The sequence below is a fragment of the Corynebacterium haematomassiliense genome (assembly GCF_013978595.1).
In the GTDB taxonomy this organism is placed as follows: Bacteria; Actinomycetota; Actinomycetes; order Mycobacteriales; family Mycobacteriaceae; genus Corynebacterium; species Corynebacterium lehmanniae.
Genome location: NZ_JACDTZ010000001.1, coordinates 1,042,113 through 1,057,552, shown reverse-complemented (window position 1 = coordinate 1,057,552; position 15,440 = coordinate 1,042,113). Strand labels below are relative to the sequence as shown.

Sequence of the window (15,440 nt, the reverse complement as noted above, 5' to 3'; positions counted from 1 at the left end):
TAGGAAGTAGAATCAAGTGCCCAATAACTCTGGTAACTCTAAGTCTTCTGAAGTTTTTCACCTGGATTCAGAGATACTTACCGATGGGACCCTCAAGGACGTGAATCGTCCACTTTCGCTTGGCGCCTATCTAACTGAGCTCTGGAACCGTCGCGAATTTGTTTTCGTCGACGCAAAGGTTAAAGCGTTTCGGACTACGAGGAATTATCGTTGGTGGCGATTCTGGTTAGTGGCTAGCCCAGTTTTGGAAGCATTGTTATATGGGGCAATTTTCGGGCTGCTACTACGTACCTCTAGAGGAGTCGACAATTTTGTAGGCTTCGTAATTATTGGTATGACGGTTTTTGCTGTGGCAAGCAGGATGTTGCAAGGCGGTTTTGGGCTTTTGGAAGCGAATCGCCCGTTCCTACAAGCGTTCCGGTTTCCTCAAGCAGCGATTGTGCTGTCTAACTCGATTAGATATGCCATTGATACTGCACCTTCATTCTATATCGCAGTAGTTGCAGCTATCGCTTTTCAACCTGGGCAACCGCTCCGTTGGACGTTGCTTTTGGTAGTACCCTTGCATATTCTTGTTCTAGTGTTTGGCACTGGGTTAATGTTTGCATCTGCAAGACTGACCGCGAGCATTCCGGACTCGAGAGCATTGTTGGATCTATTTGTGCGAGGTTGGATGTTTGCGTCGGGCATTTTTTACCCGTTGGAACGCTTCGCGACTGATGGGAGGGTTTATCAGATCTTTCTGAACAACCCAGCCTATCGTTTCATTGATGCGATACGGCTAGCAGTTATGGATGGAGTGGCACCGACTATCGGGGAGTGGGGATATCTTGCAGCGTGGTCGTTCGGTGCGTTGTTGGTCGGGCTATTTTATTTTTGGATTGGAGAGGCCAAGTATGCCGCCAGTCTCTAGCGTGAATACGCCCTCGCCATGTGACCGAGTGGCGCTGGTCTTGGAGGGTGCTTCGAAGTCATTTGTTGTTTCCGACTCGGGGTCAAACGATGCTCGAAGAAAAAAGGGAACAAAAACATCGCGTGTTGTGGAATCCCTCAAGCCTACGACCCTAGTTGTAAAAACCGGTGAATCTGTAGGCGTTGTCGGTCATAATGGATCAGGGAAATCGACATTACTAAAAGTCATCGCGGGAACGGAGCCCCCAACCACGGGTAGGGTACTCGTAAGCGCGCAACCGACACTCCTTGGAGTTGCACCTGCCCTGCAGCCATATTTGTCGGGTAGGCAAAATGTCGTGTTAGGTTTGCTTGCTTTAGGGGTTCCGCTCGGCGAAGCTCGATCACTTGAGCCGGAGATTGCTGATTGGGCGGACATTGGTGATGCCATCGACCGTCCACTCAAGACCTATTCTGCGGGCCAGTCCGCTAGGCTGGCTTTTGCGATTTCAACCGCAGTTGATCCTGAGATTTTGCTTATTGACGAAGCCCTGTCAACCGGTGACGCCGCGTTCGCCAACAAGGCAAGACTCCGGATGGAGGGGCTTTTAGCGGAAGCCAAGAACGTATTTCTTGTTTCGCACGTCGCCGACCAGATTCTCGACACGTGTTCTCGCGCGATCTGGATGCATCGCGGCGAAATGATTATGGACGGCGCCTCTAAAGATACAGTTGCTGCATATAAAGATTGGTCGAAGAACGCCAGTAATGCGCGAGGTCAGGAAATTCTAGAGGAGGCCAAAGCGACTTTTTCCCCAATGAGAATCGAATGGGAGGATTGAGATATGCGTAAAGGGACAATTGCTTTCAAGCTTGATGATTGGGACGGTCAGCTTTTGCAGTTAGACGTCTCCCACAGCGGTTCTGAAACACAGCTTTGGTTTAAAGCGGATCGTCCGTTCGCATTGGACGGTGATGCTCTTGCGATTGCGTTAAGTACGTTATGCGGGAGAGAATTTTCAAAAATTGATTACGGGTTCGAGGTAAGCGCCCTAGTTGCCAATGGGATTGCAGCGTGGACAGGTTCCCACGTAGAGGTTGAAGAAACTGTAGATGAGTTTGAGCATTTCGAACGCACTGCTGATAACGCTGTGCTGAATTTTAGCGGAGGATTTGACTCCTTAGCGGCTCTCCAACTCTTGCCAAGTGGGAGCGAGTTAGTCTCGATGGACTTTGGAGGGAGATTCGCACGTGAACGTAGGTTTTTCTCAAAATTTGAAACACGAATCATCTCGACAAATCTTGTCAGCACGGATTTGAGAAAGAATAGTTGGTCCTTCATGGGGATGGGACCTCTTCTGCTTTCGAGATCAATACAATCCAAGTACTTCTCGTTCGGATCCATTCTAGAAGCCGGCGGCTTGAGGCTGCGGGAGCCCATGAAGGCGAATGCTACCTTTCCTCCATTTGCCCTCGCGGGTTATCAAAATGCCGCGCCGGTCTCAGGGATCTCTGAGGCTGGCACTGTAAAAATTTTGATGCACTCTTGCCCAGACTATATAGCAGAATCACTGTCTTCTCTAGCGTCTCCCGGTGAGGAGAAACTGCACCGAAAAATCGCTCTAGCAAAGGCTGTTAGTCAGATCTATGGAGAGAACCTCGATCTACCTTCGTTGCCAAGAAATCCACGGATTCACTTTGACTTCGGCGACAACTTTGCCGTAGATTTAACTTCCCTATTTTTCGTTGCCACTGGCTTTCCAGAATACGCAAGGGCAATTGTGAGAAATCCCCCAGAGTTGGAAACACTCGGTTTAAAACCCTCAGATTTCGAATTCATGCTCAAAGTAGATTCGAACTATTATGCTGCATATCCTCCTGAGCTCAGAGTTGCTTTGAATTCTGGGATACGTGAAAATGGCTTGGATTGGTACTCGCCAAGTGATTTTGGGGCTGCTGAACGAGTGAAAACGGCATTATCCCAGGCCCGGCAGTGACCTAAAAATTAGGAGATGCTAGCTGATTTTTCCAGTAGCAGTCGTACGGTGGGAGTCCAGTGAACGCGGGCCTGCTAGTTCTTTGCGACTTCACCCGTGGCAGATACCGTGTGAACGCTCTAAAGGACGTATCTTTAGTCGCGACCTCGGGCGAAACTGTCGGCATTATAGGACTAAATGGTTCTGGCAAGTCCACGTTGCTTCGAATCATCGCGGGCGCGGAGGAGCCCACCTCCGGCGAGGTTATGGTCAAGTCTCGTCCGATGCTGCTTGGTGTGTCACCTGTGTTGCGCGGTCGTATCTAGTAACACCGTGGTGAGTATCGAGTAACGCGTTGGTGAGCATCCAGTAACAGTTCGAGGGAGGATTCTGGTGACCGCGTGACTTCAGGGCACGCGGCGTTACCAGAGGAGTCTGACTGTGACTGACTACCGGGCGGTAATGGATCATGTGCTCAATGGCTGGTCTGTCCGCCAGATCAGTGCAAGCGTGGGATGTTCACACTCCACGGTGCAAAAGGCCCGCGATGCGCTTGCGGAACACAACATCACAACCCGTGAGCAACTTCGTGGGGTTGCGGATCATGAGCTGGCGGACTGGTTCGACGATGGGCGCAGCTATGCTCAGGGCGATTTCGTCTCGATCGATTTCGACGCTGTCGCCAAGGCGCGCACCGGGCGCAACAAGGTGACCCTGCAGGTGCTGTGGGGTCGCTACACCGCACAGCCTGCGGGCACAGGCCAGCGGTATTACAGCTACGAGCGGTTTCGCCAGCTTGTGGCCCAACACGTTGATGCAGCTGGGCTGACCGTCAGGATCACCCATGCCCCAGGCCATACGATGCAGGTGGACTGGGCAGGCACGAAGATGCGGCTGTGTGACCCCACCGGCGGGCAAGGATCGAAGGTCAGTATCTTTGTCGCCTCGCTGCCGTATTCGGGCATGGTGTTCGCCTGCGCGTGCGCGGATGAGCGCCAGGACGCGTGGCTTGCAGCTCATATCCGCGCGTTTGAGTACTTCGGCGGGGTCGCCGAGGTCATCGTGCCGGATAATGCCTCGACGGCTTCGAATGTGATCAGTGTCGCGGGCAGGAATCGTCGGGTCAACTCCACCTACGAGGAGTTTTTGGAGCACTACAACACCGCCGCATTGCCGGCTCGAGCGAAACGTCCCAAGGATAAGGCCTGCGTTGAAGCTGCAGTCAAGATCGTCACCCAAAACGTCATCCACGCACTCGATGGCCACCAGTGCGCCGGATTAGACGAGCTCAACGCAAAAATTACCGTCCTGGTCGATGGGATCAACGCTGCCGAACCGTTTCGCGGCAATGCGACGAGCAGACGCGCATTGTTCGATCAGTTCGAACGCGACGTGCTCACCGCACTACCGGCAACACCGTGGCAGCGTACCGAATGGAAACGCGCCAAAGTCGCACCCAATTTCCACATCAGAGTGCACAACGCGCATTACTCGGTACCGCACCAGCTGGTGGGCCGCACCGTGGATGTGCGCATCACCGGTGACAGTCTCGCCGTCTTCGACGCCGGGCAGCGTGTGGCCAGACACCAACTCGCGCGTGCCCGCGGGGTGTATGTCACCGACACCGACCACATACCGGCGAACCTGGGTGATACCCGTGGGTTGTGGACAAGTGAGTACTTCCTGCGCGAAGCCTCCAAAATCGGGCCGGCCACACGCCAGGTGATTGCCGAGCTCATCGAAGCCAAAGCGATCCCTGCCCAGGCGTACCAAGCGTGCCGCAACGTGCTCAACATGGGCAAACACACCAACAAGCCAATCCTCGAAGAAGCCTGCAGGCGGTTGGTGTCCACCGACGGCGCCAGGCGTGCTGTGTCGTATACCGCAGTGAAAAACATGATGGCCGCCGTGCGCAAAGACACCTCCACACGACCCACAGGCACTGACCTTTCAACCAATCTGCCAACAAGCAGACCCACCCAAGACGTACCTGCGCCGACAGCGCGTGACACACGCGGCGCCTACCTCGGTGGTGCTGCCCAGTTCAGCCTCGAAAACCTCACCAAGAAAGGATCTGCATAACCCATGCCCCACCCACAGCCAGCATCAGCATCCGCCCGCTTCCTCGACGAATCAGTCCTGCCGATCTTTACCGATCTGCGCATGACCGCCTTCGGACAAAGCGTCATCGACATTGCCGCCGATCCCGCCTTCGACGATTGGAGCTTCTTAAGACAAAGTGCTCTACGCACTCGATAAAGAGGTAGCGGCCAAGCGCGAAAGACGAGTCAACAAACTGCTCAAAGCATCCCGATCGCCAAATCCCGATGCCTGCATCGAAGACATCACCTACACGCCCGGCCGCACCATCAACAAAGAGCAAATCACCCGACTCGCTCACTGCCAATGGTGCCAAAGCGCACAAAACATTGTCATCCTGGGCAAATCCTCCGTCGGCAAAACCTACCTCGCCCAAGCACTGCTCACCGCGGCGTGCAGAAACGACTACTCCGCACGCTTCTTCCGCACCGACACACTCGCCAACCACCTCGCCGTACTCAAACACGACGACCCGGCCCGCATCACATTCCTCGAAGACCTCCACCACACAGACGTGTTAGTCCTCGATGATTTCCTCACCACCCCAATCGATGCCGCCACCGCACACCAACTGCTCAACATCCTCGCAGAACGCGAACCCCGCGGATCGACCATCGTGACATCCCAGTTCACACCCGACGAGTGGTACAAATCCATCCCCGACGCCGTCATCGCCGAATCCATCCTCAACCGACTCGTCGCCGGCGCCGAAATCATCACACTCGAAGGCACCAACATGCGACTGGCCTAATAACCCCACCGAAACCCCAAAACGCCCGGGTGATACTCGAAACTCACCCGGGCGTTACCCGATACTCACCACACCGTTACTAAACACGTGGTCTAAACATCACCTGCACTACAGGGAGATTTGACCGGCGCTCAAAACGTCTATCTTGGGTGTTTGGCTTTAGGGATGAACCCGGGGCAAGCACGCGAACAGATTAATGCTATTGCTGAATGGACTGAGCTCGGTGAGGCGATTGAACGTCCGATGTCATCATACTCCTCAGGTATGGGAGCCCGCCTTAGCTTCGCCATTTCCACGGCGGTTGAACCAGAGTTTTTGTTGATCGATGAAGCGCTTTCCACTGGAGATGCCGCCTTCGGCTCTAAGGCAAAGAAAAAATCAACAGGTGATCGAACGGGCCGGTAATATCTTTTTAGTTTCACACTCTCTGGGAACTGTTGAGGATATCTGCGAACGTAGTATTTGGATATACCAAAGGGAAGTTATCGTCGATGGGCCGACCGAGATTATCGCGAAGAAATGCCATGAGTGGGCCCGGCTGATGGGAAAGCAGGACAAGAAGCCGGCAGAAGCGTTCCTTCGCACAGTTCAGTCCGAGTACCGGAGGCCAGAGGTCACTTTTGTTAATCGGTTTTAGAGGTGAAACTTAGTAAAGCGGAGTCCCCAATAGTTTTTTGATTGATACTCCTGAATGGGGCGTGCTCGACCAGCTTACATATCAGCTGGGCATCGAACTCTGACGGGCTTTTATCCGTTCTTGAGACGTTTGCGAGATCGAGCGCTTCGGGCAATTGTTCAATATTGGGCTCCCAAATCGAGAAAGCGATGTCCGGATTACGTTGTGCCAATTTTGTGGCGATCTCTAATGCGGGCGAGCTGCGGAGGTCATCAATATCAGGTTTGAACGTGATTCCCAGAAGCAAGACTGGGCGATCGTCATTTCTGGAAATCCGCTCTTCGATCCGATTAACAACCCAGTCCGGCTTTTGGTCATTGACATTTCGTGCAGTTTGGATCAACTTTGTGTCGTCAGGGGAAGCGTTGGCGAGAAACCACGGGTCAACGGCGATACAGTGGCCTCCGACTCCCACGCCGGGTCGCAGAATATTCACGCGTGGATGTTTATTAGCGTATTCAATGACGTCCCAGACATCGATTTCGAGACGTTCTGCTAGAATTGAGAGTTCGTTTGCGAACGCAATGTTGACATCGCGGAAAGCGTTTTCCGCCAATTTAACCATTTCAGCGGTTTCCGCATCAGTTAGATCGAGTCTGCCAGTACAGAAGCTCGCGTAGACGTCTCGGGCCATCGTTGCGGCTTGTTCAGAGACGCCACCAATAACGCGGTCGTTTTGTGACAGCTCATGTAGCGAGTTTCCGGGCAACACTCGCTCAGGGCAGTATGCAAAATGAATCTCGTCTTTGAGTTCGGGTCGTTTCGACGTAACAAAGTCCATCATTTTCCGCGTCGTCCCTGGAGGGCACGTGGATTCAATAACAACCAGGTTTCCCGGTTCGAGAAAGTCGATAATCGAATTAGTGGCGGAAATCACAGCGTCGAGATCTGGAGACTTTGATTCGTCAATGGGAGTGGGAACCGCAATGATGAATGTCGACGAAAGGTGTGGGGTGGTAGACAGCTCAAGCTTTCCTGAGGCTAGACAATCGTCGAGAAGTTCTGAAAGGCCAGGCTCATGAGTGGTTTTTACGCCTGATTGGATTTCGCGTATGCGCTGAGGGTTGTTATCAACTCCTAAAACTTTATTTCCAGCTCTTGCGAGTAGGGCAGAAGTTGGGAGCCCGATGTAACCTAATCCAATAAAACACAAGTCGTAGGACATACCGATACTTTAGTTCCTAGCGCGCAGATTAGTGAACTAGCCCAACATGTTTTGAGAGGGGGAAACGCGCGGGCGTTGGTGTGTCAATCTAAACTTGTATTCAACTAATGCACGACCATTGAATGAGACTCGGAGAAGTTTTTGTTTGTAAATCGTGAAGCCGCTGTTGGTTCCGCTTCGAAGCTCAAGCGGAGAGTTGTTGAAGTGGCGCGACAAAGTCAAAGGGACGCCAAACGGCGGGTGTCCTTTCAGCGTTCTGTCGTTTACGAGTTTCCTATTCCGACTGGCTACCAGCCTCGGACCCTGGTGATTGAAATGGCTGATGTGAAGCCCAAGAGTTATCTGGTGCTCCCGGAGGAGCCGTTCTCATTCTGGAAGGACAGGTTGGGTTATTCGGAACTGCTGGAGAGGGACTACCGCTACTTGGGGTCAGGGCATACCGAAATTCTGCTTGGGGACAGCGCAGCTAAGGGCCCCATTAGGGCCCGCATAGTCCCCTGGGGGAATAGTGGGAAGAAGTTACCGGAAGCTATCTACGTAACACTCGTTCGAAGTACTCCCTCCCCGCTTGGGCAACGTTCGCGTCTAGTTATCGGCCAAAAAGTATAAGGAATTTGTTATGCACGAAAATATTAATCCCTTCGTGAGTGTCGTGATTGCTAGTTTGAATCGAGCTGAGCTCCTCCGAGAAAGCATGACCTCTGTGCTGGAGCAGTCTTTTAAGGACTTGGAGCTGATCGTTGTGGATGACGGTAGTTCAGACAATACGGAGGATGTTGTGCGCAGCTTCGCTGACCCTCGAGTGCGCTATTTCCGCACTGGCGACTCGCCTCTTGGGATATCAGCGGCTCGAAACTTGGGGGCACGAGAGTCCCGCGGAGAATGGACTGCAGTTCATGACGATGATGACCTAATGCTGCCCCACCGGTTGGAACACCAAATAGCGCGAATTGAACCGGGTGTTGACTTCATTTACGGCGCGTTTATCAACTTCGATAATGAGACTGCGGAGCTTCAACTTCACCATGGGCGAAACATGACCTATGGCGCAGCACTCCAAACAGGGTTTGCACCGGGGCATTCAACTTGGTTAGTTCGAACGGACTTGATAAGGCAATTCGGTTATGACGAAGGGCTTGAGAGTGCAGTCGATAACAATCTGGCATTTCGACTTCTTCGTAGCGGAGTTGGAATGGTTCACTCAGGGGATGTTTGCTTACTTCGGAGGGTGCACTCAGGTCGAATTACAGACACCGGAGGGGCTGGACAGAAGTATGCAGCGGAGTTGAATCTAAGGTTCCTTCGCACGAATGTAAATAGCGCAAGCCGAAAGAAGCTTTGGAAGTCCGCGCGATATGACTGGGGGCCCGTTGATAAGCAGTCTTGGGAGCATAAAGCGCTCTACCACTTGCCAGATCACCTAGTTCGTCGGAGTGGTCATGTCTTTCGATTTGAGGCAGTGGACGAGAGTGGGGCAATTTCGGTCGAGAAAGAGTTTAGGTCCTCCATATCTCTGGCGGAATTCTTCGCGTTGTCTGCCGAAGGTTCGTATCTTGGCGAAGTGAGAGTCAGGTTACGTGAAGATGATGAGATTGAGCAGCTAGTTTCGTCTCAGGCTCCTCCTACCTCGAGCGACGATGGTATAGCTCGGGCCATTGCGTATTACATTGGCACTAGTTCAAACGCGAAATATGTCGCTATTGGGTTGGGACATGAAGTTCCCGGAAGACGCTTGGGTTCAGCCTTCGTGCATGAAGGGGTTCACTATGTGGCGCGAGGTTTTGACGATATGGTTTCTGCGGGTCAGCTTCTCGCTGAGTGGGAACGGAATGGCCTAACGACGTGGGCTTACGAAGCGAACGGAACTCCTTGGTAAGGCGAGTAAAAAATGAGTACTTCACGCATAAAATTCGATGCTATTGCGCAGACCGCGCGCTACGGTCTTTCTGTCAAAGATGATGGAAACGATGTAATAAAGCCCCCTTTGATGGTTGATGCCCCGCCGGTAAACGTAAACCCCCACCTCGTTGTCGCGGCAGGTCTCCTTTGGGAGACATCGGTGGTTTCGACAATTGAGTTTGACGGAGCTTTGTCCATTGAGGTGGCAGAAAAGTGGGAAAGCAGCTTAGGAATAAAGCTCGACGGATCCATTTCTAAGAAGGAATACATTAGAGCTGCAAACACTGACCTCTCTGTATCCTCAGACGGATTGATCGCAGAAACTACCCCGGGACGCGATCAAACCCATCTTAAGGTCGTCCCCAGCGCACGCTTTTATGGAGCACTTAAAGGAATTAAAGAGTCGATTATTGCTAGCAACGCGTGGATGTTCAGAGAGTCTGCAATCGCGCAACTATGCCTAGGAATTCTGTTCGCGGACGAGTTTATGGCGCGCTCTATCTCCGTAGAGGGGAAGTTGCGGGATGTCGACATTGAAAGGGCTCGAGTGGTATTGGAACCTCTTTCCATCGACGTAGACTGTGAGGAGATTGGTGAATTCGATGTCTGATGCGACTGTTTATATTGTCCAGAGTGTTCGTCAACCGCGCACTGTCTCAGCTGAGCGGGTGACCTCATCCTTGGTTCGCGCTATAGCAGACCAGGGGATTAGGTTTGACTTTCTCACGGACTTGGAAGTTGAAACGTTTTCTCCGCCATTTGGGAACTGCTTCTTCATTTGTTCGGACACGAAAGCGATGGCGAAAATCAAGGGGCGGTTCAAGGATCGGTTTGGGATCCGAACCCTCTTAATTCTTTGTCCGGATAGCTTCCCGTCTGTAGCTGCGGAGAATGATGAACTTTTGGCAGACGCAAAGAAGGTGCTAGGTCGGGACGACGCCGTGCTCACAGACAGCGAATTGTCTCGATACGTTATCGAGATGTTTATGAGCCATATGCGTATACCTGTTGAGGTAGTCGCATGTAATGCTGGTGAGGAATCGGATCCGACACATATTGCCGATAGAAAAGTCGAAAGCTGGTCGTTTTCACGATCTAAATTGGATCCGTCCGGAGCTAAGCTCCAGGCTCCAGGGCTAAGTTGGTCCCGATCGGAAGAAGTTCCGTTGGCTTCTCCGAGCGTGGCGCCGGAAAAGATGTCGCTGGATGAAAGTGGGCGACGAAACAACTGTGAACTTGTTTCACGCTTGTTTACCTCCCAGTTATCCACCGATAGTCCTCTATCGGTAGGGGTGCTGGGGCACAAGTTGACTTTCATTGATGAATTAGCTGGAGCTCTAGCTCAGTCCACTGGATCGAAAGTAGAATTGGACGAATGGAAATACCTCTCTGGACCGTCTGACAGAAAACGAGCTAAGAGGCTGCTCAAAGAATCTGACGTGATCATTGGCGAATGGGCTCGTCCGAACAATGTTTGGATTCAGGAAAATGCGCCATCCAACACTCCCCTAATTGTTCGCGCACACCGGTACGAAGTAACAACCGATTTTCCCCGGGCTATTGATATGGATCGGTTTAGTGCAGCGGTGGTGATTGTGCCCTGGGTCGGGCGTGCGTTGGTCCAAGAATTTGGTTGGCCAGCAGAAAAAATGGTCTATATACCGAATTTTGTTAACAAAACCTATTTCCGGCGGAACAAACTCGACGGTGCAAACTTTACACTCGGTATCGCTGGAATCACGCCGCATCTCAAACGGCTCGATCTCGCTTTTGACTTACTCGCCGCTTTGAGAGAGATAGATCCAAGATTCAATTTGCGCGTTCGAGGAGGTGACCCCACAAAGCATCCACATTGGGCCACAGATCCCGCGATGCGGGACCAGTGGAGCTCGATCCAGGCTCGCTTACGGTTCGACCCGCGTATCAGAAACGGTGTGCATTTCGATCGACAAGGTCGGGATATGGCTAGTTGGTTTCAACAAATCGGGTTTGTCCTCTCGATGTCCGATCTTGAGGGCTCCCACGTTGCCTTGGCAGAAGGGACTGTATCTGGCGCGATTCCCGTGGCTCGGCGATGGCCTGGCATTGAGACGTTATGGCCTGAGAGCGCCATTTTTGACGAGATCGGTGATGCAGTCGAGCACATCAGGGACTGTAGCGAAATTACGGTGTTTAACGAGGTCTCAGCACGGATGTCTACGCTAAAGTCCTTGGATTCGACCTTGGTACTGCAGGCTTGGTGGCATCTTCTGAATGGCCGGGTTGAAGATGCGAAAAATGTTTTTGGTCCTGTGGATTGGTTTGCGCCTATATACGAGGGCATTCCAGACGTTGAGGCTCATCCGTAGATTGCCGATACTTTAGAAATTCTAGAGAAAATGAAGATGACATCTGTTTTTTCCCGCAGCCTCGCTCACCCAAACGTTCCTCCAGTGCGAACTGTTGTGGTTCCGGCGGCGGGTATGGGGACTCGTTTTTTGCCGGCGACGAAGACGGTGCCGAAGGAGCTGTTGCCGGTGGTGGATACCCCGGGCATCGAGCTGATTGCTGAGGAGGCTGCGGCGGCTGGGGCCCAGCGTCTTGCCGTGGTGGTCGCGCCGAATAAGGAAGAGATCATGCGCCACTTTGGCGAGTTTTCGGACTTGCAGGAGCTGATGGTCGCCCGCGGCAAGCAGGCCCAGGCGGACAAGGTCGCGCGCGCCAACGGTTTGATTGAGGCTGTGGCGGTCACCCAGGATGAGCCGCTCGGGCTTGGCCATGCTGTCGGTTGCGCTGAGGAAGCGTTGGATGACGACGAGGATGCGGTTGCTGTGATGCTGCCGGATGATCTGGTGTTGCCGGCGGGCGTGATGGAGAAGATGGTCGCGGTGCGCAATGAACTCGGAGGTTCGGTGTTGTGCGCGTTTAACGTCTCGCGTGAGGAGGTGTTCAACTACGGCGTGTTCGACGTGGAGGATGCCCAGGCCGAGATCGACGGCGTTGAGGTGTTGAAGGTGCGCGGCATGGTGGAAAAGCCTGCTGTGGAGGATGCGCCGTCGACGCTTGTGGCCACCGGACGCTACCTGCTTGACCGCGGCATCTTTGACGCGCTGCGCCGTATTGAGCCGGGTAAGGGCGGGGAGTTGCAGCTGACGGATGCGATTGAGTTGATGATCTCTGAGGGCCACCCGGTGCACGTGGTGGTGCACGAGGGCAAGCGGCACGATCTGGGCAACCCCGGCGGCTACATCCCGGCGAATGTGGACTTCGGCCTGCGTGATGAGAAGTTCGGGCCTGCCGTGTACACCGCGGTGAAGAAGATCATCGCCGACTTCGAGGCACAACACCCTGACCTCGAAGCCCAAACGTAGGGCCCCTCTATGGGGGGAATAGAAGTCCGCCAGTCGCAACTGATCTAACTCCAATAGGAGTCCACGAGATTTTTCATTTGAAGGGCACGAGAGTGGAAGCTGTGTTCGCCCGCTACGATTCGTGCTCTTTCCTCGTTGCCTGTCTGAAGCTGGGAAGTCTGATTGACAACGAGCCTCTCTAATTCTTCTTTGGAGTCGACTACAGAAACCCCGCCGAGACCGAGGTCCTGGATTCCTTTAACGTTATCGCAGATGACGCGATGGCCGCCAGCGAGTGCGTCAAAGATCCGGTTCTGGACAAATCCAAGCGCGGCCATTTCAGGCCAATGATCGGCTAGGACGAAACGGCTTTGCTCGTAGAGCCTCGGAAGTTTTGAATAGTCCAGGAAGTCGCCTCCGTATACGTCTGACGGAAGATGTTCGCGCCAGCCGGGTCCATAAACCCTTAATTTCAGATTGGCACCAAGGGCCCAATCAATCATTGGTCTCTGGCGACGGTTGTTTCTTTGTCCAACGAATACAGCATCATATATGGGCGCGCTCGAGTGGTCGACGGGGAAGAAAAATCTAGTGTCTGCCGCTTGCAGAACCGTGTGGACTTCTCTACCGATCTGCGAAGCTAGAAGTTTCGAGTAGGTAGGCGACGATGTGCATATTAGGTCGTAATGCTCAACTGACTCTTGGCTGATGAGTTCGGGATGGGAAATGACCCATGCAATGTTGAGCGCACCTTGCACTGCCTCTGGGTTGTGAAGCCCTAGCAACGCGAGATTTATTACTCGGCTTTCAGAAGGCAGCAATGGTGGAACTTCGTCAGATCTAAATTCGACGGCGAGGTCCCCCTGCGTCGCGAATGCGTGGCGGAGCGCATCGGCGAAGAAAGTATCGCCCCAAAGGTTTCCACTTGGCGTTCGTCGGGCGGAGTTCCTGATGAACCAAACCTTCTCCATTAGCCGCTACCCTTCATTTTCCTGCGAAAAAGACTATTACTATTCAAAAGCGTCTCTGCGATGCAGCCGATCCAAAGGTTAGACGCAACCAACAAACGGAGACAGATTTACGCAAGCCTACTTTGCTTTCTAGTTGAACGGGTACAGAGTGACCAGCGAACTGCACGGTTTAGAATGGATCATATGAAGACAATAGTTACCGGCGGTGCTGGCTTTATTGGATCCCATCTTGTTGATCTACTCGTGCAGAATGGTCACCAGGTAATGGTGCTTGACAACCTAAGCTCCGGACGCACGGAGAACATTGCGAAGCATCTCGACTCCGGCGCGGTTGAGCTTCTAGAACAAGACATTCGCGAAGCCGATTTTGAAGCGATCTTCCGTCGAGTCGAACCCGAAGTCGTTTTCCATCTAGCGGCACAAATTGATGTGCGACGTTCAGTTGAGGACCCGCTGCTAGATGCGGAGATGAATATCACCGCGACTATCCGTCTTGCGGAGGCAGCCCGGCGTACCGGGGTGCGTCGAGTGGTGCACACGTCTTCCGGTGGTTCGATTTACGGTGAGCCGGAGCAGCTGCCGGCTACGGAGCAGTTGCACGTTGATCCGAAGTCGCCCTATGCGGCGTCGAAGGTCGCCGGTGAGCTGTACTTGAATGTGTACCGCCAGCTCTACGGACTGGAGACGAGCTTCATTGCTCCCGCAAACGTTTACGGCCCCCGGCAGAACCCATTCGGAGAGGCCGGAGTGGTCGCGATCTTTTCCCGTAACCTTCTGGATGGCAAGCCAACTCGTGTCTTCGGCGGCGGTACGAACACCCGCGACTACGTGTACGTAGGAGATGTAGCGCGCGCGTTCTATCTAGCGTCCGCTGAGGCTGGTGACGGTGAACGATTCAACATTGGCACGGGAGTGGAAACGACAGATCGCGAGTTGCATTCAGCCGTTGCGAAAGCTGTCGGCGCTCCTGATTCGCCAGCCGATGACCCTGCCCGTCTTGGCGACGTTGCGCGTTCTTCCTTGAGCTACGGGAAAGCCGAGCGTGTATTGGGCTGGACTCCGCAGGTCTCGTTGGATGAGGGTATTGCTCGGACTGTGGAATATTTCCGTAACGAGCCGGGGCGCCAGTAGGGAGTGTGTGGCCAACCTGCGTTGGCCGTGCGATACGTATCGACGCACGAGTTTTTGGAGCAGCTGCGCCTAATGTCGCGGTTAATGCAGTTCGGTTGGTGTTGATTGAGGGGTTCGACCCCTCCATCGAATGGCATTGGCAGAAGGTGGGGCTGCCGCATGGGGGAGATGTATCTGTTCTGGCGCTTGATGGGGCTGTCGGGGTGAAAATGTTGGCGCGTGCCGGGTTGGTTGTGGTGGCGCCGAGTGCGGGGGAACCGGTGGTCGTCGATGCGGACGTGCTTGCGGTGGGGCGCAACGGTGGATACGAAGGAGTTGCATGAGGGAGTGATGCGAGGCGCGACGTGGTTGCGTTGCTCGTCACCCGCTCACGAAAGGGACGTTGGGACATGCGCGATGTGGGCTCAACCGAGGTGTTCTGCAATAGGTCCGGCCGCGGAGCCACGCTGGGCTGACTCGGTTCACCACCACCTGTCTAATAAAACTCAGTTAATTCACATTTAATAATAAGGTAATCCAAGGTTCAATTTCCGCCTATAAGTTCCACTGCA

General features: G+C 53.5%; 15 protein-coding genes. 13 read left to right on the top strand and 2 right to left on the bottom strand.

Annotation, left to right across the window (positions count from 1 at the left end):
• Positions 1–16 precede the first annotated feature (16 nt).
• The 8 genes from H0193_RS05055 (at position 17) to H0193_RS05025 (ending at position 6,123) form a co-directional block, all read left to right on the top strand.
• Positions 17–913: an ABC transporter permease gene (locus H0193_RS05055; RefSeq protein ID WP_338026600.1), complete on the top strand. Its 897-nt coding sequence runs from the start codon at positions 17–19 to the stop codon at positions 911–913.
• 28 nt (positions 914–941) lie between these two features.
• Positions 942–1,733: an ABC transporter ATP-binding protein gene (locus tag H0193_RS05050; protein WP_338026599.1), complete on the top strand. Its 792-nt coding sequence runs from the start codon at positions 942–944 to the stop codon at positions 1,731–1,733.
• A 3-nt stretch (positions 1,734–1,736) separates the two neighbouring features.
• Positions 1,737–2,888: a hypothetical protein gene (locus H0193_RS05045; protein WP_181888841.1), complete on the top strand. Its 1,152-nt coding sequence runs from the start codon at positions 1,737–1,739 to the stop codon at positions 2,886–2,888.
• A gap of 59 nt (positions 2,889–2,947) precedes the next feature.
• Positions 2,948–3,193: an ATP-binding cassette domain-containing protein gene (locus H0193_RS12445; protein WP_181888840.1), complete on the top strand. Its 246-nt coding sequence runs from the start codon at positions 2,948–2,950 to the stop codon at positions 3,191–3,193.
• 115 nt (positions 3,194–3,308) lie between these two features.
• Complete coding sequence (gene istA / locus H0193_RS05035; RefSeq protein WP_181888839.1) at positions 3,309–4,949, top strand: IS21 family transposase; 1,641 nt, start codon at positions 3,309–3,311, stop codon at positions 4,947–4,949.
• 3 nt (positions 4,950–4,952) lie between these two features.
• Complete coding sequence (locus tag H0193_RS12315) at positions 4,953–5,126, top strand: hypothetical protein (protein ID WP_236883414.1); 174 nt, start codon at positions 4,953–4,955, stop codon at positions 5,124–5,126.
• Entirely contained in the window at positions 5,107–5,718 is a 612-nt protein-coding gene (locus H0193_RS05030) for an ATP-binding protein (RefSeq protein WP_338026598.1), read from the top strand. Before H0193_RS12315 ends, H0193_RS05030 begins: the two co-directional genes overlap by 20 nt.
• Before the next feature lie 120 nt (positions 5,719–5,838).
• Entirely contained in the window at positions 5,839–6,123 is a 285-nt protein-coding gene (locus tag H0193_RS05025; protein ID WP_181888838.1) for an ATP-binding cassette domain-containing protein, read from the top strand.
• Between the two features lie 218 nt (positions 6,124–6,341).
• On the opposite strand, the gene H0193_RS05020 is transcribed toward H0193_RS05025, so the two are convergent.
• Complete coding sequence (locus H0193_RS05020) at positions 6,342–7,559, bottom strand: nucleotide sugar dehydrogenase (protein WP_181888837.1); 1,218 nt, start codon at positions 7,557–7,559, stop codon at positions 6,342–6,344.
• 619 nt (positions 7,560–8,178) lie between these two features.
• On the opposite strand from H0193_RS05020, the gene H0193_RS12570 reads away from it, so the two are divergent.
• Genes H0193_RS12570 through H0193_RS05000 form a run of 4 tightly spaced genes read left to right on the top strand, consistent with a single transcriptional unit; the run spans position 8,179 to position 12,808 of the window.
• Entirely contained in the window at positions 8,179–9,435 is a 1,257-nt protein-coding gene (locus H0193_RS12570) for a glycosyltransferase family 2 protein (RefSeq protein ID WP_181888836.1), read from the top strand.
• Between the two features lie 12 nt (positions 9,436–9,447).
• Positions 9,448–10,068, top strand: a complete 621-nt coding sequence (locus H0193_RS05010; protein ID WP_181888835.1) for a hypothetical protein — start codon at positions 9,448–9,450, stop codon at positions 10,066–10,068.
• Positions 10,061–11,806, top strand: a complete 1,746-nt coding sequence (locus tag H0193_RS05005; protein WP_181888834.1) for a glycosyltransferase family protein — start codon at positions 10,061–10,063, stop codon at positions 11,804–11,806. Before H0193_RS05010 ends, H0193_RS05005 begins: the two co-directional genes overlap by 8 nt.
• Positions 11,807–11,842: 36 nt before the next feature.
• The gene (locus H0193_RS05000; protein WP_420838852.1) at positions 11,843–12,808 is read left to right on the top strand and encodes a UTP--glucose-1-phosphate uridylyltransferase; all 966 of its coding nucleotides are present in this window, start codon (positions 11,843–11,845) and stop codon (positions 12,806–12,808) included.
• Positions 12,809–12,852: 44 nt separating this feature from the next.
• Here the strand turns inward: H0193_RS05000 and H0193_RS04995 are convergent, their stop codons facing one another.
• Positions 12,853–13,758, bottom strand: coding sequence for a glycosyltransferase family protein (locus H0193_RS04995; protein ID WP_181888832.1), 906 nt, complete (start codon positions 13,756–13,758; stop codon positions 12,853–12,855).
• 183 nt (positions 13,759–13,941) lie between these two features.
• Here H0193_RS04995 and H0193_RS04990 point away from each other — a divergent pair, with 183 nt between their 5' ends.
• The gene (locus H0193_RS04990; RefSeq protein ID WP_181888831.1) at positions 13,942–14,889 is read left to right on the top strand and encodes an NAD-dependent epimerase/dehydratase family protein; all 948 of its coding nucleotides are present in this window, start codon (positions 13,942–13,944) and stop codon (positions 14,887–14,889) included.
• The last annotated feature ends 551 nt before the right edge of the window (positions 14,890–15,440 follow it).

Excerpts from the sequence above, each read along its gene's own strand:
- H0193_RS05005 (WP_181888834.1), top strand. The coding sequence starts at position 10,061 with ATGTCTGATGCGACTGTTTATATTGTCCAGAGTGTTCGTCAACCGCGC.
- H0193_RS04990 (WP_181888831.1), top strand. The coding sequence starts at position 13,942 with ATGAAGACAATAGTTACCGGCGGTGCTGGCTTTATTGGATCCCATCTT.
- H0193_RS05045 (WP_181888841.1), top strand. The coding sequence starts at position 1,737 with ATGCGTAAAGGGACAATTGCTTTCAAGCTTGATGATTGGGACGGTCAG.
- H0193_RS05020 (WP_181888837.1), bottom strand. The coding sequence starts at position 7,559 with ATGTCCTACGACTTGTGTTTTATTGGATTAGGTTACATCGGGCTCCCA.
- H0193_RS05010 (WP_181888835.1), top strand. The coding sequence starts at position 9,448 with ATGAGTACTTCACGCATAAAATTCGATGCTATTGCGCAGACCGCGCGC.
- H0193_RS04995 (WP_181888832.1), bottom strand. The coding sequence starts at position 13,758 with ATGGAGAAGGTTTGGTTCATCAGGAACTCCGCCCGACGAACGCCAAGT.
- H0193_RS12315 (WP_236883414.1), top strand. The coding sequence starts at position 4,953 with ATGCCCCACCCACAGCCAGCATCAGCATCCGCCCGCTTCCTCGACGAA.
- H0193_RS12570 (WP_181888836.1), top strand. The coding sequence starts at position 8,179 with ATGCACGAAAATATTAATCCCTTCGTGAGTGTCGTGATTGCTAGTTTG.
- H0193_RS05000 (WP_420838852.1), top strand. The coding sequence starts at position 11,843 with ATGACATCTGTTTTTTCCCGCAGCCTCGCTCACCCAAACGTTCCTCCA.